This is a genomic window from Stenotrophomonas sp. AN71 (assembly GCF_050435725.1).
Taxonomy (GTDB): Bacteria; Pseudomonadota; Gammaproteobacteria; order Xanthomonadales; family Xanthomonadaceae; genus Stenotrophomonas.
On the sequence record NZ_JBNDKU010000015.1, the window covers coordinates 1 to 21783 of the forward strand.

General features: G+C 66.6%; 14 protein-coding genes. 7 read left to right on the plus strand and 7 right to left on the minus strand.

The window, feature by feature from the left end; genetic code table 11:
• Positions 1–447: 447 nt before the first annotated feature.
• Complete coding sequence (locus ABH900_RS18640) at positions 448–1368, minus strand: LysR family transcriptional regulator (protein ID WP_429624609.1); 921 nt, start codon at positions 1366–1368, stop codon at positions 448–450.
• 140 nt (positions 1369–1508) lie between these two features.
• Here ABH900_RS18640 and ABH900_RS18645 point away from each other — a divergent pair, with 140 nt between their 5' ends.
• On the plus strand, positions 1509–2210 hold the full coding sequence (locus tag ABH900_RS18645; RefSeq protein WP_429624611.1) for a pirin family protein: 702 nt from the start codon (positions 1509–1511) through the stop codon (positions 2208–2210).
• Positions 2211–2262: 52 nt separating this feature from the next.
• Here the strand turns inward: ABH900_RS18645 and ABH900_RS18650 are convergent, their stop codons facing one another.
• The gene (locus ABH900_RS18650) at positions 2263–4461 is read right to left on the minus strand and encodes a TonB-dependent siderophore receptor (RefSeq protein WP_429624612.1); all 2199 of its coding nucleotides are present in this window, start codon (positions 4459–4461) and stop codon (positions 2263–2265) included.
• 145 nt (positions 4462–4606) lie between these two features.
• Positions 4607–5302 carry an alpha/beta hydrolase gene (locus ABH900_RS18655; RefSeq protein WP_429624613.1) on the minus strand — a complete coding sequence of 232 codons (696 nt, stop codon included), beginning with the start codon at positions 5300–5302 and terminating at the stop codon, positions 4607–4609.
• A 187-nt stretch (positions 5303–5489) separates the two neighbouring features.
• Here ABH900_RS18655 and ABH900_RS18660 point away from each other — a divergent pair, with 187 nt between their 5' ends.
• Entirely contained in the window at positions 5490–6629 is a 1140-nt protein-coding gene (locus ABH900_RS18660; RefSeq protein ID WP_429624615.1) for an MFS transporter, read from the plus strand.
• Between the two features lie 82 nt (positions 6630–6711).
• On the opposite strand, the gene ABH900_RS18665 is transcribed toward ABH900_RS18660, so the two are convergent.
• On the minus strand, positions 6712–7830 hold the full coding sequence (locus ABH900_RS18665) for an alpha/beta hydrolase (protein WP_429624617.1): 1119 nt from the start codon (positions 7828–7830) through the stop codon (positions 6712–6714).
• A 183-nt stretch (positions 7831–8013) separates the two neighbouring features.
• On the opposite strand from ABH900_RS18665, the gene ABH900_RS18670 reads away from it, so the two are divergent.
• The 5 genes from ABH900_RS18670 to aceE all read left to right on the plus strand — a co-directional run bounded on the left by ABH900_RS18670 (position 8014) and on the right by aceE (position 17875).
• Positions 8014–9360 carry a c-type cytochrome gene (locus tag ABH900_RS18670; RefSeq protein ID WP_429624619.1) on the plus strand — a complete coding sequence of 449 codons (1347 nt, stop codon included), beginning with the start codon at positions 8014–8016 and terminating at the stop codon, positions 9358–9360.
• Positions 9357–10295, plus strand: a complete 939-nt coding sequence (locus ABH900_RS18675; RefSeq protein WP_429624620.1) for a c-type cytochrome — start codon at positions 9357–9359, stop codon at positions 10293–10295. Before ABH900_RS18670 ends, ABH900_RS18675 begins: the two co-directional genes overlap by 4 nt.
• Positions 10296–10414: 119 nt before the next feature.
• Positions 10415–12793 (plus strand): TonB-dependent receptor, encoded by a 2379-nt coding sequence (locus ABH900_RS18680; protein ID WP_429624622.1) that lies wholly within the window; start codon positions 10415–10417, stop codon positions 12791–12793.
• Positions 12794–12801: 8 nt separating this feature from the next.
• Entirely contained in the window at positions 12802–14910 is a 2109-nt protein-coding gene (locus ABH900_RS18685) for a phosphocholine-specific phospholipase C (protein WP_429624623.1), read from the plus strand.
• A gap of 292 nt (positions 14911–15202) precedes the next feature.
• A complete protein-coding gene (aceE, locus tag ABH900_RS18690) occupies positions 15203–17875 on the plus strand; it encodes a pyruvate dehydrogenase (acetyl-transferring), homodimeric type (RefSeq protein WP_429624624.1) in 2673 nt (890 codons plus the stop codon).
• Between the two features lie 12 nt (positions 17876–17887).
• Here the strand turns inward: aceE and ABH900_RS18695 are convergent, their stop codons facing one another.
• The 3 genes from ABH900_RS18695 to ABH900_RS18705 form a co-directional block, all read right to left on the minus strand.
• On the minus strand, positions 17888–18370 hold the full coding sequence (locus ABH900_RS18695) for a LuxR family transcriptional regulator (RefSeq protein ID WP_429624626.1): 483 nt from the start codon (positions 18368–18370) through the stop codon (positions 17888–17890).
• A gap of 122 nt (positions 18371–18492) precedes the next feature.
• On the minus strand, positions 18493–20664 hold the full coding sequence (gene fauA / locus ABH900_RS18700; RefSeq protein ID WP_429624627.1) for a TonB-dependent alcaligin siderophore receptor FauA: 2172 nt from the start codon (positions 20662–20664) through the stop codon (positions 18493–18495).
• Between the two features lie 111 nt (positions 20665–20775).
• The gene (locus tag ABH900_RS18705; protein WP_429624628.1) at positions 20776–21708 is read right to left on the minus strand and encodes a helix-turn-helix transcriptional regulator; all 933 of its coding nucleotides are present in this window, start codon (positions 21706–21708) and stop codon (positions 20776–20778) included.
• Between the last annotated feature and the right edge of the window lie 75 nt (positions 21709–21783).

Here is a 21783-nt window from a genome sequence, read left to right on the forward strand (position 1 = left end):
CCGGGCCGGGGGGGGGGGGGGGGGGGGGGGGGGGGGGGGGGGCCCCCGCCCCCCCGGCCGGGGGGGGGTGGCCCCCCCCCCCCTGGGGGCCCCCCCCCCCCCCCCCCCCACCGCCCCACCTCTGACAGATTTCAGCGATCGGGTAGATCCACGCCAATCGAATATCTCGACAATTGATCGAAGAGCATCCACGCATGGCGTGGATCTACTGTGTCGACCAAGGTCGACACCTACCAACAGCAGCGGAATTCTGTCAAAGGCGGGGTGGGTCCGGTTGCGGGGGTGTCCGCGGCATGGATGCCGCGGCCAAGCCCCCAGGGACGGGTTTACGGCGCCCCCCGCAACCGGACCCACCCCGCCTACCCACAGGAAACCAGCTGTTGCTGTAGCTGTTGCCGGCCAGCGGCCGGCACTACCGCGGGTGCAGGGCGCAGCCCTGCCATACACCTACCCCTGGGCCATCGCCTGCCACCACTGCGACAGCAGCTCAGGCCTGCGCAGTCGCTCTCTCCACCAGCGCAGTGCCGCACCGTCCTCTCCGGTGCGCCAGGCCAGCCAGAAGGTCTCTTCCGGCTTGTGCTCCTCCACTTCGCGGATCACCAGCTGGCCACGGGCCACCGCCGCACGCGCGCAAGGCTCGGGCAGGAAGCCGAAGCCAACGCCTTCGCACTGCAGCTTCAATTTGCTGGCCATGTCCGGCACCGTCAGCATCTCCTGCCCCATCAGCAGGCCGACCGTACGTGGCAACAGCCGTCGCGCTGAATCGGAGACGGCAATCGCGCAATGCTCGACCAGCTGTTCACGACCGAGTACGCCTTTCATCGCGGCCAAGGGATGGCCGGGTGCCACCGCGAATACAAACTCCACCGTGCCCAGCGGCTCGACCACGTAGCCGCCGCCACTCGGCCCCTCGCCCGGTGCGCCGACCAGCAGATCGGCACGTCGGTCCAGCAATGCCTCCCAGGTGCCGGACAGGGCCTCGCCGATCAACCGCAACCGGGTCGGTGCCTGCGCCTCACGAAACGCGGCAATGTCCGGCCCAAGCAGCCAGGTCGGGAACACCGAGTCCACCGCCAGGGTCAGCTCCGTCTCCCAGCCCGACGCCACCCGGCGCACCCGCAGTTCCAGCTCACGGGCCGCGCGCAGCAGATGCCGCCCCTCGTCCAGCAGCGCGCGGCCGGCCTCGGTGGGTTCGGCGCGCGGGCCGACCCGGTCGAACAGCTGCACGCCCAGGTCCTCCTCCAGCTTGGCCACGGTGTAGGAGATGGTCGAAGGCACCTTGTGCAGCGCCTTGCCGGCTGCGGCGAACGAGCCGCGGCGGTCGATGGCGTCCAGGATCTGCAGGGCATCGAGGCTGAGCTTGAGCATTCGAATTTTTCGATGATGGCTGTCAAAACTATCCGTTTTTCAAACCCGGCGCGCAAGCGGATACTTCTCTCCAACGGGGAAACACAGTGGCCAGCGGCCCACCCCGCCCCATCGAAACCATCGAACAAGGAGATTCCATCATGCTGCAGATCCGCAAGAGCGTTACCCGTGGCCTGGCCGAGCATGGCTGGCTGTCCTCGCGCCACACCTTCTCCTTCGCCAATTACTACGACCCGCGCTACGTCAGCTTCGGCCCGCTGCGGGTGATCAACGAGGACAAGGTGATCGGCGGCCAGGGCTTCGGCACCCACGGCCACAGCAACATGGAGATCATCTCCTACGTGCTGGGCGGTGCACTGGAGCACAAGGACTCGATGGGCACCGGTTCGGTGCTGCGCTACGGCGACGTGCAGCGCATGAGCGCCGGCAGCGGTGTCACCCACAGCGAGTTCAACCACTCGGCCGACGAAGCGGTGCACTTCCTGCAGATCTGGATCTTCCCGGACACGGAGAACATCACCCCGTCCTACGAGGAAAACCACTTCACGCCGGACAGCAAGCGCGGCCAGCTGCGCCTGATCGCTTCGCCCGACGGTGCCGACGGTTCGCTGCGCATCCACCAGGATGCCCGCATCTTCGCCACCATCCTCGATGGCGGCCAGAAGCTGCACCATGCTCTCGGCAACGGCCGCGGCGCCTATGTGCAGGTGGCGCGTGGCCAGCTGCAGGTGAACGGCATCACGCTGGAAGCCGGTGATGCACTGCAGGTCAGCGACGAGGCACAGCTGACCCTGGAAAACGGCAACGACGCAGAAGTGCTGGTGTTCGACCTGCCGCTGTAACGAAAACGCCCGCGATGCCATCAAGCCTCGCGGGCGTTTTCCTGTACCTGCGTCAGAACCTGTACGTCATCGCCAGCCGCACGTTGCGCGGCTCGCCCCAGGTATAGGTGCTGTACCAGCTGAAGATCGTGTAGTAGCGCTTGTCCAGCAGATTGTTGACATTGAGTGTGGCCGACAGGCGATCGTTGAATTCATAACGTGCCATCGCATCGAGCAGCCAGTACGGCTGGGTGCGATGCACGACCTGCGCGTTGGTGGCCGGGTTGGTGATCGCGCCGAAGGTGGAATCCTGCCAGCGCGCGCCGCCACCCAGCGTCAGCCCCTTCCAGTCACCGCGCAGGCGATAGCTGGTGTGCAGGCTGAACTGGTTCTCCGGTTCCAGCGTGGTCACCTTGCCACCGGCCTGGCGGGCGATCTTGTGCGAGAACCCACCCTGCACCTGCCAGCCCTCGGCCAGCTGGCCCGACATCTCAAGCTCGTAGCCCTTGGTGCGCACGCCCATCAGGGCGCGATAGGCATCCTGCCCGTCCGGCGTCTTGCCACCGGTGGGCTGGGCGAAGTTGTCCTGATCAAGCTGGAACAGCGCTGCACTGGCATTGAAGCGGCCATCGAGGAACTCGGCCTTCAGGCCCATCTCGTAGCTGCGGCCCTCCAGCGGATCCAACGCCTTGCCCTGTTCGTCGCGCTGCCCCTGCGGCTTGAAGATGGTGCTGTAGCTGGCGTACACCGAATAGTGCTCGCCCAGGTCGTAGACCACGCCGGCGTACGGCACGAAGACACCGGTCTCGCGCGTATCCGGCGAGCGGTAGCTGGCCAGGCGACTGCCAACGATCACCTTCAGCGGATCGGCCAGATCGAAGCGGCCGACCACATACAAGCCGTTCTCGCGGGTCACTTCATCATTGCCGTAGCCGCGCTGCCATTGCGGCTCGGGAATGTCACCCTGCCATGCGCGGTAGTTGGGCACTTCCGTCGGGTAGCCCGGCTGCGGCGAGTAGCCGGTATTGGTCCAGCGCTTGCGCGAAGCACTGCCGCCCACCACGAGTTCATGCTCGCGGCCGAACAGGCCGAAATGACCGCTCAGGTAGAAGTCGGCAGCGTTGCTGACGGTCTTGCCGACGTACTTGCCCAACCACAGCGACACGCCTTCGCCGGTGACTGGGTCAGGATTGCCGCCGGCCGCGCCCGCCAGTGCGGCGTCATAGCCGTTGACCTGGTGATTGAGCTGCAGCTTGGCCACCCAGTCGTTGTCGAAGGTGTGCTCCAGCGTGGCAAAGCCGGTACGCACATACTGGCGCCAGCCACTCCAGCGGGTACCGTTGTTGAACGAGCGCGGCATCTCATTGAAGTTGCCGGCACTGTCCAGCAGCGGAATACCGCCCCAGGTCGAGCCCTTTGGATCGCTGTCCATCGCATCGCCACCCACGGTCAGCAGCGTGCGCTCGCCCAGATCGGCTTCCAGTACCGCGTACCCGACCTTGCCGGTGCGCTGGTAGTAATCGAGATTGGAATGCTTGTCCTGCCAGGCACCCACCGCACGGCCCCGCACGCGCCCATCGGCGGTCAGCGGGCCGCCGACATCGATCTCGGCGCGGTAATCATCCCAGCGCCCCACACCCAGCGTTGCACTGCCGGCAAAGTCCTTGCCCGGCTTCTTGCGCACCAGATTGATGGTCGCACCGGGATCGCCCATGCCGGTCAACAGCCCGGTGGCGCCCTTGAGCACTTCGATGCGGTCGTAGATGGCGGTGTCGCTGAGGGTGTTGCCTGCCGAATAGGCCGAGTCACGCGACATCGGAATGCCGTCGTACTGGAAGTTCTGCACAGCGAAACCGCGTGCGTAGTATTCGGTCCGCTCGCTGTCGTAAGTGACGATGCTGATGCCCGGGGTCACCCGCATCACGTCATCGATGCCGCTCAAGCCGAAGTCATCCATCTCCGCGCGGGTGATCACGCTGATGGTCTGCGGCGTCTGCCGTGGCGTCAGCACCAGGCGGGTGGCGGTGGCGATGGTGCCCGGGGTGTAGGCACCGCTGCCTTCGGTGATGGTGCCCAGCTGGTTGGCCGTGACCTGCACGGTCTGCAGGGTCTGCGAGGCCGGCGTCTGCTTGGCCTTGTCCCCTTCCGGCGTGGACTGGGCGGCAGCAGTGCCACCGGTCAGTGCGACCAGCAGCAGACCCAGGGCCAATGCCTGCGGCAGCGGCAGGCGACGCGGAAACGGGAGCGGAAAACGAACAGGCACAGACGACACGACAGGACCTCCACGATCGGGTGGGATCCTCTGGCGGCGGCTGGAGGGGATGGGGATTCGGCCAGGTGGCCGCAGGCGCAGGAGTGTACTCCCCTGCGCCCCGGCTGTCGTGCAACATGCTGTCGTGCGCAGCGATGGCGCGGGATCAACCGCCCACGGCGGCGCAGGCTTCAAGGATCAGGGCGGATACCTCGGCCGGCTTCGACGCCAGCGAGGCGTGGCTGGCATCCAGTTCCAGCAGGCGCTTGGGCTGCATCCGCTCGGCCATGACCTTCTGGTTCGCCGGCGCGATCATCCGGTCGTGGCGGGACAACTGGTACCAGCTGGGCTTGTGCTTCCACGCCGGGTCGCTGACCGCATCGCCGAAGGTACTGGCCAGCGGCGCCTTCTGGGTCACCGCCATCACCCGGCCTTCGTCGGCCGTCAGGTCCTGGCAGAAGCTTTCATGGAACTTGTCCGCGCGCAGCCACAGATAGCCATCGCTGTCCGGCGCCAGGTTGGGGGCGGCCTCGGGCAGATGCTGCTGGGTGATGCCGCCCGGGCTCTCGCCGGCATCGGGTGCGAACGCTGCGATGAAGACCAGTCCCTTCACGTTGGCCTCGTTGCCTGCCTGGCTGATCACCGCGCCGCCGTAGGAATGCCCGACCAGCAGCACCGGCCCGTCGATCTGGCGGATCATTTTCTGCGTGCGGCCAGCATCATCGGCCAACGAGGTGAGGGGCAGCTCCACCGCCTGCACGCGGTCATGGCCCTTGCGATGCAGTTCCAGGATCACCTTGGCCCAGTGTGCAGCGCCGCCCCAGAAACCATGGACGAGGAGGATGGTCGGTGTAGTGCTCATGCGCAGATCTCCGGAAGCGGCCAAGCGGAATGCGGACCGTGCAGCCACTGTCCCTGTGCGGCGTTAACCACTGGTGACGCAATCGGGACACTGCAATCGTATGCGTCGTTCGACGTCGTCCATGGCACTTGCCGATCCACCATGAAAACGTTTTCATTGATGCATTCACTGGAGCCCTCGAACGCGCATGACGCCCCCATCCCCCCGTGCCCAGCAGCATGCCACCCGTGCCGCCTTCTTCATCCCTGGATTTGCCACCGCCGCCTGGGCACCGATGGTGCCCTACGCCAAGGCCAAGGCCGGTCTGACCGATGGCAGCCTGGGCGCGGTGCTGCTGTGCCTGGGACTGGGGTCGTTGCTGGCGATGCCGCTGGCCGGCGCACTGACCGGGCGGCTGGGCTGCCGCCGGGTGATGGTCATCACCTGCGCGATCATGTTGTGTGCCCTGCCCGTGCTGGTACTGGCGCCGTCGCCGCTGGCGCTGGGCGCGGCCCTGTTCGTGTTCGGCGCCGGCGTTGGCGCGCTGGACTGTGCGATGAACATGCAGGCCGTGGCGGTCGAGCGCGACGCCGGGCGACCGATGATGTCCGGCTTCCACGCCTTCTACAGCATCGGTGGTTTCGTCGGCGCGGGGTGCATGACCGGACTGCTGATTCTGGGAACGCCATTGTGGATGGCTGCACTGGCCTCGGTGATGGCACTGTTGCTGGTTGCCGTGCTGTCGGCCCCGCACTGGCGCCCGCAGCGGATCCTGCATGAAGGCCCGATGCTGGCCCTGCCGCATGGCGTGGTGCTGTTCATCGGTGTCCTGGCCTTCGTGGTGTTCCTCGGCGAAGGCTCGATGCTGGACTGGAGTGCGGTGTTCCTGGCCGAGGTGCGGCAGGTACCGCGTGACCAGGCCGGTGCGGGCTTCGCCGTGTTCACGCTGGCAATGACGGCAATGCGCCTGTTCGGCGATGGCCTCGTCGAGCGCCTGGGCCGTACCCGCACGATCGTCATCGGCGGCATCACTGCAGCGGCCGGATTCACGCTCGCCACGCTGGTGCCGTCGTTCCCGGTGGCACTGGTGGGCTACGTTCTGGTCGGGCTGGGTTGCGCAAACATCGTGCCTGCCCTGTTTTCGATGGCCGGCCAGCAGCGGGTGATGCCCGAGAGCATCGCCATCACCGCAGTGACCACGCTCGGCTATGCGGGCATCCTCGCCGGACCCGCCGCGATCGGTGCACTGGCGCATGCCACCAGCCTCGGTTTCGCGTTCCTGTGTGTGGCCGCGCTGCTGCTCGGCGTGGCCGCATCTGCACGCGCGCTGGCAAACCGCCTGCCCTGACACAAAAAGGGGACGGAGGGGATTAAGTCGTACGTGACCCAAGTGGGCTGGAAACGACTTAATCCCCTCCGTCCCCTTTTTATCAGGTGCGTGTCAGCCACTCGGCTTGGGCCGGCAGCTGCGGGGCCGGGCAGGCGGCTTTGGGGTGGTGTTCGTCGCGCGCCATCCAGTCATCGACCACGCCGGCCAGCAGGTCCAACCGCAGCGGCAACGTGATGTGGTCCTCACCGCGCATCTCGATGTAGTGCGCGCGCGGATTGGCCAGGGCCAGCTCGCGACCCTGGCTGACCGGAATGTGCTGGTCGCCCTGCCCGTGCAGCAGCAGCACGCAGGCACGGGTATCGGCCAGCGCGCGCGCCACGTCCACGCGGTCCAGATCGACGTCGATGCGGCGGCTGGCGGTGGCGATCACCTGGTTGATGTCCTGGCCGCCATAGCGCCAGCGCGCATAGGACGCCACGGCCTGCGCCTTCAATCCTTCCGGCTGCAGCCCCATCAGGTGCGGGATCATCGTGCGGATCGCCACGCCGGCATTGGCGAACGATTCCATCGCCACCACGCCGGCCACCTGATCGCCCAGCTTGTCGGCAGTGAACACCGCCGTCGCTGCGCCATAGGACACGCCGAACAGGTACAGCGGACCGGTCACTTCACCGCGCGCGCGCAGCTCGCCGATCACATCCACCACGTCGTCGGATTCGTAAGTGCCATAGCCGGACGGGCCGGTGCCGGACTGGCCATGGTTGCGCAGATCAAGACTGATCACCCGGTAGCCGGATTCGGCCAGCTGCAGCGACCACGGCAGCATCGAATCACCATTCATCATCCAGCCGTGCAGCACCACCACGGTGCCGCGCGGCGCCTGTGCACGGAACGGCTGCGGCACGGCCAGGCTCAGGCCGGTATCCAACGGCAGACCGTTCTCGTGGCGCTGTGGCAGGTAGTGGTAGCGGGCGCCGTAGTCGCCCGGGTCGAACACGCGCCAGAAGATCGGCACACCATCGCGCCCCGGTGCGAAGCCATGGCGGTTGGGCAGCTCGGCAATGGCCGCGGCGATGCGCGGGCGATCGAGCAGGGTCGATACCCCACCCGGCGCGATCAGACGATCGGCGAGCGAGGTGGACGAGGCATTGATCGAAGAGGAGCATGCAGCCAGCCACAGGCCGGCGCACGCCAGCAACAACAGCAGCAGGCGCTTCATGGGCAATCAGGGAGAAGGTACGACAGCGTGGCAGGGTAACGACGTCGCCGCGGGCGTTCTATCGCACCCCGATGACGGCTTGATGACAGCGCAGGAACGATTCAGCTTGGTGCACAAGCGGTACCTGTTCAGTCATTGATCCGGATCAATGAACGCGCGCGCGGCAATGCCCACAGTGCGGCCATGCGCACCTCGCTCAAGCTCGCCCTTGCCCTGGCCGCCACCGTGGCCGCCACGTATGGCATCGCCCGCACGACACCCTACTGGTTCGCGCCACGACAGACGGCACAGGTCGACATCCATGATCCAACCTTGATCGCACAGGGCCAGTACCTGTCGCGCGCGGCCGACTGCGCGGCCTGCCACACCGCACCGGGTGGCAAGCCGTTCGCCGGTGGCCTCGGCATGCAGACGCCGATGGGCACGATCTACTCGACCAACATCACGCCTGATCCCGAAACCGGTATCGGCGACTACGCCTACGCCGACTTCGAGCGTGCCGTGCGCCGCGGCATCCGCCACGACAGCCAACCGCTGTATCCCGCGATGCCGTACGCCTCCTACGTGATCGCCAGCGACGCCGAGATCAAGGCGCTGTACGCCTACTTCATGGGAGCGGTGCAGCCGGTGAAGCAGAGCAATGCCGACAGCACGATTCCCTGGCCGGCCAACATGCGCTGGCCATTGGCGTGGTGGCAGCTGCTGTTCGCGCGCCCGCGCAGCTTCAGCCCGGACCCATCGCTGGATGCCGGCCAGCAGCGCGGCGCCGAACTGGTAGAAGGCCTGGCCCACTGCGGCGCCTGCCACACGCCACGCGGCCTGGCGTTCCAGGAAAAGGCGATGGCCGATGATGGCGGGCGCCAGTTCCTGTCCGGCTCAGTGCTCGAAGGCTGGTATGCGAAGAACCTGCGCAATGAATCCACCGGCCTGGCCAGCTGGAACGAGGGCGAAATCGTCGACTTCCTGCGCACCGGCCGAACCGACCGTTCGGCCGCCTTCGGTGGCATGGCCGACGTGGTCGAGCACAGCACGCAGTACCTGTCCGACGCCGACCTGCTGGCCATGGCCCGCTACCTGAAACAGCTGCCCGCGCGCGAAGGACGCAGTGCGCAGTGGTCGCCGGGCATCGACATCACCACTGCAGCACTGCGCAGCGGCAACTATCGTGTGACCGGCGCGCTGGCCTATGCCGAGCACTGCCAGGCCTGCCATCGCGCCGACGGCCGGGGCATGCCGCGCGTCTATCCAGCGCTGGCCGGCAACTCGATCGTGTTCGCCGACGACCCCAGTTCGCTGGTACAGGTGACCCTGATCGGTGGCCGCACACCGCATACCCCCCATGACCGCATGGCGTTCACGATGCCCGGGTTCGAGCAGCTGCCGAATGCACAGCTGGCACAGATCCTGACCTTCATCCGCAGCAGCTGGGGCAACCAGGCCAGCGCGGTAAGCGAGATCGACGTGGCGCGCATGCGCCGGGTGGTGCGCGACAAGCCAGTGCACTTCGTTCCACAGGAGACCGCACGATGAAGCGTTCGCGTACGCGTTCTCGCAAGCGTTCACGCGCGCTGATCAGCGGCACGATCGCCGTTGCGCTGCTGGCCGCGGCCGGCACCCTCGCCTACCGTCATCTGTATCTGGACCTGGATGCGGCAGTGGCCGGCACGCTCGACATCCTCGATGCGCAGGACAAGGTGGTCGGGCACTACCAAGCGCCCAGCGCCGAAGAGATTGCAGGCCTCGGCAATGCCGGATCGGTGATGCTCGGCCGTCGTATCCTCAACGAGACCGCGCGGCTGCTGCCTGACAACGTCGGCAATGATCTGAACTGCAACTCATGCCACATGGCGGAGGGCAAGCGGCCATTCGGCAACCACTACTTCAACACCGGTGGCGGTGCCTACCCACGTTACATGCCGCGACCGGGCAAGGTGATCGGCCTGGCAGAGCGCATCAACGGCTGCCTGCAGCGATCGATGAATGGCAAGCCATTGCCGAAGGATTCGCCGCAGATGCGCGCAATGCTCGATTACATGGCATGGCTCAGCAGCCCGGTACCGGAAGGCGCACGCGTAGCCGCCCCCAGCGAAGGACCGATCGACAGCACACTGACTCCGGATCCCATCCGCGGCCAGGCGTTGTATGCAGCGCAGTGCGCCGCCTGCCATGGCGACAGCGGCGAAGGCCGGCGTGACGCCAGCGGTGACATCGCATTCCCACCGCTGTGGGGTGATCGCAGCTTCAACATCGGCGCCGGCATGGCGCGCCTGTACAAGGCGGCCGGCTTCATCAAGCACAACATGCCGCCGGCAGTGACTCGCGAACCACCGCTGGGGCAGCGGGTGATGCCCGACCAGGATGCGGTGGACATCGCTGGCTACGTCATCCACCAGCCGCGGCCGGACTTCGCCAACAAGACCAAGGACTGGCCCCGCGACCCGAAGCCGAAGGACGCGCGCTACTGAGTTGCACGTGGCGGGCGTGCCGTCCATCGCACAACACGCATCCTGCATCTGTACGTCATGCCGATGTCATTGGCACTGCCGACACTCCGGAGCTTCCCTTACCTGAAGGTCCGGTTTCGATGCGAACGATTGCGCGCTTTCCCCGTGTTTCGCTGCTTGCCCTGCTGATCGCCCCCGCACTGGACGCCCTGGCCGAAGCACCGCAGGGCGACGCGACCGAAGCGCGCAGCAGCGATGCCCGCACCCTGGACCAGGTACAGGTGATCGGCCAGGCCACCAGCTACGCCAAGACGTCGGTGCGCGCGGAGACGCTCAACCGGCAGACGGTGATGAGCAGCGTCAACGATGCGCTCAACGAAGTGCCGGGCGTGGTGGTCAGCGAGGCCGATGCCACCGGCTCGTCGGTGTGGGGTACGCAGATCAGCATGCGAGGCTTCGTCACCAACCGCGACACGCAGCAGATCGGCACCACCATCGACGGTCTGCCCAACGGCGGCTCCGGCTACGGTGGCGGCTCGCTGGCCAACCGCTACATCGACACCCTGGACCTGGAAACGGTGGAAGTCAGCCAGGGCACCGCTGACATCTCCTCACGCTCGAACGAGGCGCTGGGCGGCACCTTGAACTTCCTCACCAGCGATCCGCTGCAGGACAGCCGCCTGCGCTTCGTGATCGGCGCCGGCGACAACGATGCGAGCAAGTACTACGTGCGCTACGACACCGGCCTGCTCGCTGGCCACACCCGTGCCTGGATCAGCGCCTCCTCGTCCAAGGTGCACGACTGGATCGATGGCACCGGCCACGCCAGCAACGATCACATCGCCGGCAAGTTCATCACTGAACTCGACCGCTGGACGCTGACCGGCTACCTGTCCTACAACGACGCCGACGAGCCGGAGTACACCAGCGTTTCGCCGAAGGGGTTCGCCACCAACCCGGAGCGTGACAACCTGGTCGGCACACTGACCGGCATCCCCTACCTGGACCAGAACTACCGTTCCGGTTCGCGCGCGCTGCGCGAGAACACCTTCGGCTACCTGCGCGCCGCATTCGACGGCGGCAACGGCTTCAAGGCTTCGGTGGCCGCGTACGGACATCGCATGCAGGGCCGTGGCGACTGGCTGCCGCCTTACCTGGCACAGGTCAGCGACGATGGCGCAGGTCGCCCCGAAGCGGAATATCTCGGCGGCAGCACGGTATATGGCGGCAGCAACCGCGGCCAGATCTTCTTCGTCAATCCCGATGGCAGTGCCGCACAACGCCTGGCCAGCTGCACCCCGCGACTGGGCTTCACTGCCGAATACGACCCGAACTGCTACGCAGGCAACGTGCGGGGCGCGCAGTCCTACCGCCACACCCACTACGACAACGATCGCATGGGCGTGACCGCCGACGCCGAATGGCGGCAGACCTTCGGCACGATCGACAACACGATCCGTGGTGGCCTGTGGGTGGAGAAGCTGGACCGCTCGGCCCGCCGTGACTGGCACCGCCTGCTCAACGTCGGCCAGGACATCGCCTTCGACCATCAGCCGTACTGGGTGCAGTTCGAGGACAAGTACAAGGTTGACGAGCAGATGTACTACATCGAGGATGTGGCCCGCTTCGGCCCGTTCAGCGCGCGCCTGGGCGTGAAGCAGTTCTTCGTGGACCAGTCGCGTCGACGCGTGATCGGTGCTGCCGAGCACGTGACCTCCGATTCCAAGTCCGACCCGCTGTTGTCCACCGGCTTCACCTGGGCGCCGGGCGTGGAAGGCATGGAACTGTTCGCCGGTTTCTCGCAGAACTTCGCTGCCATTCCGTCCGGCGTGCTTGGCGAGACCGACCCGCAGCGCTTCCGCAACGTCGAGCCGGAAACCGCTGACAACATCGAGGTGGGCATGCGCATCAGCCGCTGGCCGCTGACCGCCTCGGTGACGCTGTACAACATCAAGTTCGACAACCGCATCGTCTATCTGCCGGCCGGCTTCGTCAGCGGCATCGACTATCTCGGCGAAACCGATGGTGTCTACGAGAACTTCGGCGGCGTGGAAAGCAACGGCCTGGAAGCGGCGTTCGGCTATGGCTGGGACAACGGCTGGCGGATCAACGCCGCCTACACCTACAACCGCTCCAAGTACTTGGGGAGTGGCAGTGCGGCGCGTGATACCCAGCTGGGCATCGTCGACGGCGCCAAGGTGATCGGCCAGCCGGAGAACACCCTGGTGCTGTCGGCCGACTGGCAGGGCGCAAACTGGAACTTCGGCCTGTCCGGGCGCTACCTGGGCACCCGCTATCTGGACGCGGCCAACGTCAACAAGCTGCCCTCGGCCACCGTGTTCAACGCCAACATCGGCTTCGATCTGCAGGGCCTGTCGCCGCGCCTGAAGGGCATGGGCGCCAACCTGGTGGTGAGCAATCTCACCGACAAGCGGTATCTTGCAGGGGTGGACGGTCGTGACAACGCCTTCATCGGCGCACCGCGGACCGTCGGCATCTCCTTCCGCGTGGACCTGTGAGTGAGCCCGTGACCGATATCGGCCGACGCCGGTTGTTGCAGGCCGGCGTTGCCGCCGGCCTTTCTCCGCTGCTGCCCAGCATCGCGCGGGCGGCAGCGATCGCCCCCGCCGCGCAGACACGCAGCCTCCAAGACCTTCAGCACATCGTGGTATTCATGCAGGAAAACCGCTCGTTCGACCACTACTTCGGCACGCTGCCAGGGGTGCGTGGCTTCGGCGACCGTTTCGTCGCTCCCGCCGCCGCGCTGCAGGCCGGGGGCCGCACCCGCAGTCTGTGGCTGCAACCAGATGCCAGCGGCAAGCGCGCGATCGCACCGTTCCCGCTGGATACCGCGGCGCACTTCGGCTACATGCGGGTGGAAGGCACCCCGCATACCTGGCCCGACGCACAGCGCGCCTGGGACCACGGGCGCATGGGGCAGTGGCCAAAGGCCAAGCAGAACCACTCGATGGGTTACTTCCAGCGTAACGACCTGCCGTTCCAGTTCGCGCTGGCCGACGCCTTCACGATCTGCGACGCCTACCACTGCGCGATGCAGGCCGGCACCAACCCCAACCGGGTGTTCCTGTGGACCGGCCACAACGATGCGCAGGCCCGCGCTGGCGGGCCGGTGATCGCCAACTCGCACGACAACTTCCCCGAAAAGGGCGGGCACCCGGCGTCATACCGCTGGACCACCCATGTCGAACGCCTGCAGAAGGCGGGTGTGTCCTGGCAGATCTACCAGGACATGGCCGACAACTTCACAGATAACCCGCTGGCCGGTTTCGAGGCGTTCCGCCAGGCCTACCGCACTGCGCCGGGGCATGACCCGCAGCTGCGCGCCCGTGGGGTCAGCACGCGCGGGCTGACCCAGCTGCGCCAGGACGTGGTCGACGGCCGTCTGCCTCAGGTCAGTTTCATCATCGCCGACGCGGCCGGCAGCGAACATCCCGGCCCCTCCAGCCCGGCCCAGGGCGCGGCGTATACCGCGCGCGTGCTGGACGCGCTGACCGCCGATCCGGAAGTGTGGAGCCGCACCGCGCTGTTGCTGATGTTCGACGAGAACGATGGCTTCTTCGACCATATGCCGCCGCCGGCCCCTCCTTCGCCGCTGGACGGCGGCTGGGCCGGCGTTTCATCGGTCAGTACCGAGGGCGAGTACCACCGCCATCCGGCACCAGGGGACGAGAAGTACGATGCCGCTGAGCTGCGTGGCCGCCCTTACGGACTGGGCCCGCGCGTGCCGTTGTATGTGATCTCGCCGTGGAGCCGTGGCGGCTGGGTCGATTCACAGGTGTATGACCACACTTCGGTCATACGACTGATCGAACGCCGCTTCGGCGTGGCCGCACCGGATATCTCACCCTGGCGCCGTGCCGTCTGCGGGGACCTGACCAACGCCTTTGACTTCGCCCAGCGCGATACTCGCCCGTTCGTACGTGGCCTGCCAGATGTAAGTGCGGTGGCGGCACGTGCAGCGGCGCTGCCGGGACGCACCGTGCCGACCTTGCCGGAAGGACTCAAGCCGGCCAAGCAGGAAAGCGGCGTGCGCCCGGCACGCGCCCTGCCCTACCGGCCCGAGGCATCGCTGGCCTCGATCGATGCCTCGGGCCTGGATCTGGCGCTGTCCTGCGACGGCGCGGCGGCAGTGCTGCATGTGTACGATCGGCTGCGGCTGGATGCCGTGCCACGGCGCTACACACTGGTGCCGGGTGCGCCGCTGCGGGAGCGCTGGCCGCTGGATGCCCACGGTCGCTATGACCTGTGGCTGCTGGGCCCGAACGGCTTCCACCGCCATTTCCTGGGTGCGGCCAAGGGGCCCGCGGTGCAGGCTTCAATCGATCACGCCGATGGCCAACTGCGGCTGCACCTGCGCAACCTGGCTGACAGTGCACAGCCGCTGCGCGTGCAGGCCGGGGCCTACGCCGGGCACATGCCCGAGCAGGCGCTGGCGTTGCCTCCACGCGCGGAAACCTCGTTGGCGTGGGACGCCGCGCCCACTGCCGGCTGGTATGACCTGCACATCAGCGCAGGTGAGAGCATGCTGCGCCTGGCGGGGCGCACCGAGGATGGCCGTCCCGGCACCAGCGATCCGGCGATGGGCAGCGAACCGTTGCGCTTCGAGCACGACTGAACGGTCGTGCCCTTGTGGCGTCGAGTCGTACTCGACTGCTTCTCCTGATCAATGGGAAAAGCAGCCGAGCATGGCTCGGCTCCACACAAGCGAAACAACACTGGATTGGCGCAGACCCAAGCCGCGCCCGTCTACCCGCAATCCAGGCACGCACCTACGCTTGTCTCCTCGGTGGTCACCCAGGCCACCTCCCGCGTCACGGCCCCGCCGTTGCGACCCCGCTCCAGTGCTGTGCGCCCTGCCGGTGTTGTCGCCCAGGCAGCGGTCCGACCGGCGCCCTCTGGAGACAGCCATGAACCAAGCCCACATCCCTTTCGATACCGATCCCCTGGAAACGCGCGAGTGGCGTGAATCGCTGGAGGCGGTGATGCAGGCCAGCGGCCGGCCGCGCGCGCACTATCTGATCGATCAGCTGAGCGAGCTCGACGCCCAGCAGCACGGCGACCTGCATACCCGCGCCTGGACCGCCTACGTCAACACCATTCCGATCGAGCGCCAGCCGGCCTATCCGGGTGATCTCGCCATCGAGCGCCGGTTGAACGCGATGATCCGCTGGAACGCGATGGTGATGGTGCTGCGCGCCGGCAAGCACTCCAACGTTGGCGGCCACATCGCCACCTACCAGTCGGCGGCCGTGCTGTACGACGTGGGCTTCGACCACTTCTTCCGTGGCCGCACCGAGACCTTCGACGGCGACATGATCTACATCCAGGGCCATTCCGCGCCAGGCATCTACGGCCGCGCCTACGTGGAAGGCCGCATCGACCCCGCACGGATGGACAACTTCCGCCGCGAAGCCGGCCGCGACGGCCTGTCCTCGTACCCGCACCCTCGCCTGATGCCGGAGTTCTGGCAGTTCCCCACCGTATCGATGGGCCTGGGCCCGCTGACCGCGGCCTACCAGGCGCGTTACATGCGCTACCTGGAATACCGCGGTCTGAAAGAACACCAGGGCCGCAAGGTCTGGGCGTTCCTCGGCGACGGTGAGATGGACCAGCCCGAATCGCTTGCGGCCATTTCGCTGGCCGGGCGCGAGCGGCTGGACAACCTGGTGTTCGTGGTCAACTGCAACCTGCAGCGCCTGGACGGCCCGGTGCGCGGCAACGCCAAGGTCATCCAGGAACTGGAGGGCACCTTCCGCGCGGCCGGCTGGAACGTGATCAAGCTGATCTGGGGCAGTGGCTGGGACGACCTGCTGGCGCGCGATCACAGCGGCCTGCTGCGCCAGCGCATGATGGAATGCGTGGATGGCGACTACCAGACCTTCAAGTCGCAGAGCGGCGCCTATGTGCGCGAGCATTTCTTCGGCCGCTACCCGGAGCTGCTGGAGCAGGTCGCGCACATGAGCGACGACGAGATCTGGGCGCTGGCACGTGGCGGCCATGATCCGCAGAAAGTATTTGCCGCCTACCAGCAGGCGGTGAACACCAGCGGCCGGCCGACGGTGATCCTGGCCAAGACGGTCAAGGGATTCGGCATGGGCGAAGCCGGCGAAGGCCAGAACATCAACCATCAGTTGAAGAAGATGAGCGCCGAAGCAGTGCGCGCGTTCCGTGATCGCTTCGACCTGCCGGTCAACGACGACCAGCTCGAGGAGATGCCCTATCTGCGCCCGCAACCGGGCAGCGTCGAAGCCGCTTACTTCGCCGAACGCCGCCGCATCCAGGGCGGACAGCTGCCGGCGCGCCTGACCACGGTCGGCCCGCTGCCGCTGCCGCCGCTGTCGCTCTTCAGCACCCAGCTGCAGGGCAGCGGCGATCGTGGCCAGTCCACCACCATGGGCTTCGTGCGCATCCTCACCAGCCTGCTGAAGGACCCGGAACTGGGCAAGCGGGTGATCCCGATCGTGCCTGATGAGTCGCGCACCTTCGGCATGGAGGGTCTGTTCCGCCAGATCGGCATCCATTCGTATCTCGGCCAGCTGTACACGCCGCAGGACGCCGGCCAGCTGAGCTACTACAAGGAAGCCAAGGACGGCCAGATCCTGCAGGAGGGCATCAACGAATCCGGCGCAATCTGTTCGTGGATCGCGGCCGGTACCGCCTACAGCAACCACGGCCTGGCCACGATTCCGTTCTACATCTTCTATTCGATGTTCGGCCTGCAGCGTGTCGGCGACCTGGCCTGGGCCGCCGCCGATGCGCGCACCCGCGGCTTCCTGCTTGGTGCCACCTCCGGCCGCACCACACTGATGGGAGAAGGCCTGCAGCACGACGACGGCCACAGCCACGTGCTGTCGTCGGTGATCCCGAGCTGCGTGTCATACGACCCGACCTTCAACTACGAGCTGGCGGTGATCATCCACGACGGGCTGCGCCGCATGTATGTCGAGCAGGAAGACATCTACTACTACATCACCGTGCTCAACGAAAACTACCCGCAGCCGGCACTGCCCGAAGGCGCCGAGGCCGGCATCCTGAAAGGCCTGTACCTGCTGCACCCGGCTCCCGCCGACAACGCCTCGCAGCCACGCGTGCAGCTGATGGGCAGCGGTGCGATCCTGCGCGAAGTGGAGGCCGCGGCCGAACTTCTGCTGCAGGACTTCGGCATCGCCAGCGATGTCTGGAGCGCGACCAGCCTGACCGAACTGCGCCGTGATGGCCTGGCCGCCGAGCGCTGGAGCCTGCTGCATCCGGCCGAAGAACCGCGCGTGCCCTACGTGCAGCAATGTCTGCAGGGCCATGCAGGTCCGGTGGTGGTGGCCACCGACTACATGAAGATCGTCGGCGACCAGATCCGCCCCTTCATCAACGACCGCCGTTTCATCGCGCTCGGCACCGATGGCTTCGGTCGCTCCGATACGCGTGAATCGCTGCGTACCTTCTTCGAAGTGGACCGCTATTTCATCGTGCTGGCCGCGTTGAAGTCACTGGCCGACGAAGGCCGCATCGAACGCGCGCGGATGCAGGCCGCCATCGACAGGTACGGCATCGACTGCGGCAAGCCCGACCCCGCCGCCATGTGATCGCGGACGCTGCTAGGGCATCCGCTTGAACAGGTTGGTCTGCAGGATCGGCGTGCCGTCGTGGCCGTAGAACGCCTTGGTTTCGGTCATCGTCGCGCGGTCATCGGCGACGGTGTAGATGCGGGTGGAGGCCGGCGTGCCATGGTCCACCAGCTGCATCACCAGCGTGTTCGGCGCCGGCAGTTTCAGGTTTGCCTTGTCGGCGCCATAGGTGCCGGACAAGGCACCCGGCGTGCCATCCAGCGCCAGGGTGCCATCGGACTTCATCACCTTGCCATCGTGCAGGACGATGTCCACGTGCGAGCTCCAGCGTCCAGCACCAGCATCCTTGAACTCCAGCACCACCTGCCTGGGGCGGTGCGCCTCGGGCAGCGCCGACGTCGCGGTATCCAGCGACCAGCGTCCGAGCAACGGCGAAGGCGAAGCCTCCACTGCCAGCGCCGAGGCCACCGGCAACGAAAGTGCGGACAACAACACAACGGACAACAGCTTCATACGATGCTCCGTTCGAGTGAAGAGGGCTCTGCGTGAAGCGTTGTGGGGCGCAGCGCCCTGGATCCTGCGCGCCCGCCACGTTCCGCACAAGGCAAAGCGCTGAACGAACGGCAACCGGTGCCTTAATAGCCGACCTTCACCGTGAACATCACATTGCGCGGCGCTCCGTACCAGCCCTGGTTGTAGAAGCCGATCTGCGAATAGTAGTGACGATCGAACAGGTTGTTGATGTTGACCGCCGCCGATACGTTGGAACTGAACTGGTAGCGCGCCATCAGGCTCACCAGCGCGTAGCCGGGTTGTTGCACCGGCACCCGGCGGTTTCCGGGCGCGGTTGCGGTCTGGTACATGCGGTTCTGCCAGTCCACGCCACCACCGATCGTCAGCCTGTCCCAGGCACCGGGCAACCGCCAGGTGGTGAACAGCTTGAACAGGCTGCGCGGCTTGGCGGTGTTGACCGCCCTGCCCTGCGCGTCCTGTGCGATGAAGGTGGTGAAGCTGGTACCCAGGCTCCAGCCCGGCAGCGGCTCGCCGGCCAGTTCCAGTTCCAGGCCATCCACCGTTGCCCCCTTCACTGCGCGGTACGCCGCCTGGGTGCTGCCTTCGACCAACCCGCCGGTCGCTTCGGCAAGGTTGTCCTGCTGGGTGCGGAACAGGGCCGCCGAGGCATTCAAGCGCTCCTGCAACCAGCTGCCCTTGAGGCCCAGCTCATAGCTGCGGCCGCTGATAGGCTCGAGGATCTGCCCGGATTCAGTGCGGTTGTTCTGCGGCTTGAAGATACCGGTGTAGCTTGCATAGGCGCTGCTGTAGCCGTTGAGGTCCCAGACCACACCGGCATACGGCACGAACTCGTTGCGATAGCGGTACTTCCGCTGGGTACCGAAGTAGACCTGGTCGGTCTCCCAGTTGCTCAGGCGAGCACCGACGATCACATGCAGCGGATCGGCCAGCGACAGCCGCGCTACCGCGTAGGCACCGCTCTGGTGGTTGTCCAGATCATCGGCCTGCGTCTTGCTGCTGGCCCACACCGGTTCAGGCGTGCCCGGCCCGTGCCAGTCGAAATAGCTGGCCAACGGTGGCAGCGGCGCCAGCGCGCGGTACTGCCCCAGCGCGATCTCGTCACGCGAGCGCGACCAGCCCACCGACACGGTGTGCTCGCGGCCGAACAGCTGGAACGGGCCGGACAGGCTGACACTGACCGCCTCGCGTCGCACCGGTCCATCGTAGCGGGTGAAGCTGTTGCCGCTGGGCATGGCCCCGGTCACCGGATCGGGATAGCCACCACGGTAAAGATGCTTCATTTCCATGTCGGTATGCGAGCGGCTGTAGGACACGCGAGCCCGCCAGTCGTTGCCGAAGCGATGGTTGAAATCGAAGAAGTCGTTGCGGGTATCGGTGGTCATCCGCGCCCACGGTGCAGTCGCCGACACCGAGCGATCGAATCGGGTGCGCGTGCCGTCGGCATTGAACAACGCAAAGCCACTGCCGAAACCACGGTTGTCGTTGCCCTGGTAGGAGAGGCCCGCAATCAGCCCGGTGTCTTCACCCAGGTCCACGCTGACCACGCCGTAGAGCGTCTTCGCCGTGCTGTCCAGGCCCGCCGTGTAGCTGTCGCCCTCGGCCTGCGCGGCGACCACGCGGCCACGCACCCGCCCTTCCCGGGTCAGCGGACTGGACACGTCCACCCACGCGCGGCGCGCATCCCAGCGGCCGATACTGACGCCCCCGCTGGCAGCGAAATCCCGCAGCGGTCGCTTGCGCACGTAGTTCACCGCCGCCGAGGGATTGCCGGCACCGGTCATCAGGCCATTGGCACCGCGCACGATCTCGATGCGGTCGTACACCACCATGTCCAGATTGTTCTCGCCGAAGTTCCACGGCGACAGCACCGGCATCACCACCCCGTCGAACTGGTAGTTGTCGATGTCAAAGCCACGCGCCGAGAACGAATAGCGATTGGCATCGCTGCGCGTGACCGAGATGCCCGGCGCCGTGGCCAGCGCATCGGCAGTGCTGAGCAGGCCACGATCTTCGATCTGCTGCCGGGTAACCACGCTGACCGACTGCGGCGTCTGCCGCGAGGTCAGCGACAGGCCGGTCGCAGTCCCCATGGAATCGGTGGTGTAGGAGCGCGATGTTCCGGTACTGCCATCGAGATCGGCGATGACCTGCACCGTCGGCAATTGCGAGGTCGGGGCCGCTGCAGGGCGCTCGATGGCGTGGACAGCATTGGGTAGCGCCAGGGTGATGCCGATGGCAGTGGCCAGGGCACATGGGCGGAAACAGGCAGGCATGGGAGGTCCAGCGGGAAGGAAAGGCTGGATGAGAATTATTGTCATTTGTGCGTGAGCGCACGTATGTACGGACGCAGCACACATATGCGTGCTGCCAGCATTGATCCAGTGTCAGCGCAGCTGGCTGGGGGCGACGCCGTAGCGCACGCGGAACGCCGTCGCGAAGTTCGTGGCATGCCGATAACCAACGAAATGCGCAGCCTGCTGCACGCTGCAGCCCTGCCGCAGTTGTTCGCACGCCAGTTGCAGCCGATGCTCGCGCAGCCACGCAAACACCGAACACTGGTGTTCCTGCTGGAACTTCAGGCGCAGGCTGCTGGGGCTCATGCAGGCCAGCCGTGCGAGGTCCTCCAGGCGATGGTCGGCCGCCGGAGACGCCTGCAGGCAGTCGATCACCCGCCGCAGCATGCGGCGGTCACGGGCCGAAACGCGCAGGTCAGGCGATGCCTCGGGTGCAGGTGCGCCCAGCGCCGTGGCCAGCAGCTGCAGGCCAACACCCTCGCACAGCAGCGCGTGCATCGCGCCGTGCCAGGTGCCCGACAACAGCTGATCGGCGGCGGACGCGAGATGCCCGGGCGCCTGCCATCCACGCAGCTGCGTGCGGCCGAAGCGGCGCGCGCCGTGCAACAACGTTGTGATCAGCGGATCATCCAGATCCGCCGGTGCATCCAGCGAAACATTCAGGCTGCGCATTCGTTGGCCAGCGGGATGAAGAGCGGTCATCGGCGCGGCGCCGGCCAGCACGGTCGCGCCCGCGCCCCGGCACAGGCCGAGCTCGGCCTGGCCGCCCAGCCGCGCACCTGCACGACCTTCCAGCATCAGGATCGCCGAGAACACCGGCGGCGACTCCGAGGTGGCCTCGAACGGCTGGTGGGCGATCACATCCGACAGCGCCAGCGTCACGCCCGGGCGCAGGCGGCGCTGCTCCACCCTGCCCTCCAGCACACACAGCGCATCCGAGGCAGCGCTGAGCGCAGGCAGCCGGTAGCGGAAGCCGCTGCTGCGCCCCATACGGTCCAGGTCGGCAAGGGTGAGTGTGTGCATGGGCCACCTGCGGGGAATCGTCCGTCATTTTCATATGAGAACCGCTCTCATCTCCACCCCCTCGCTGGAGAGCAC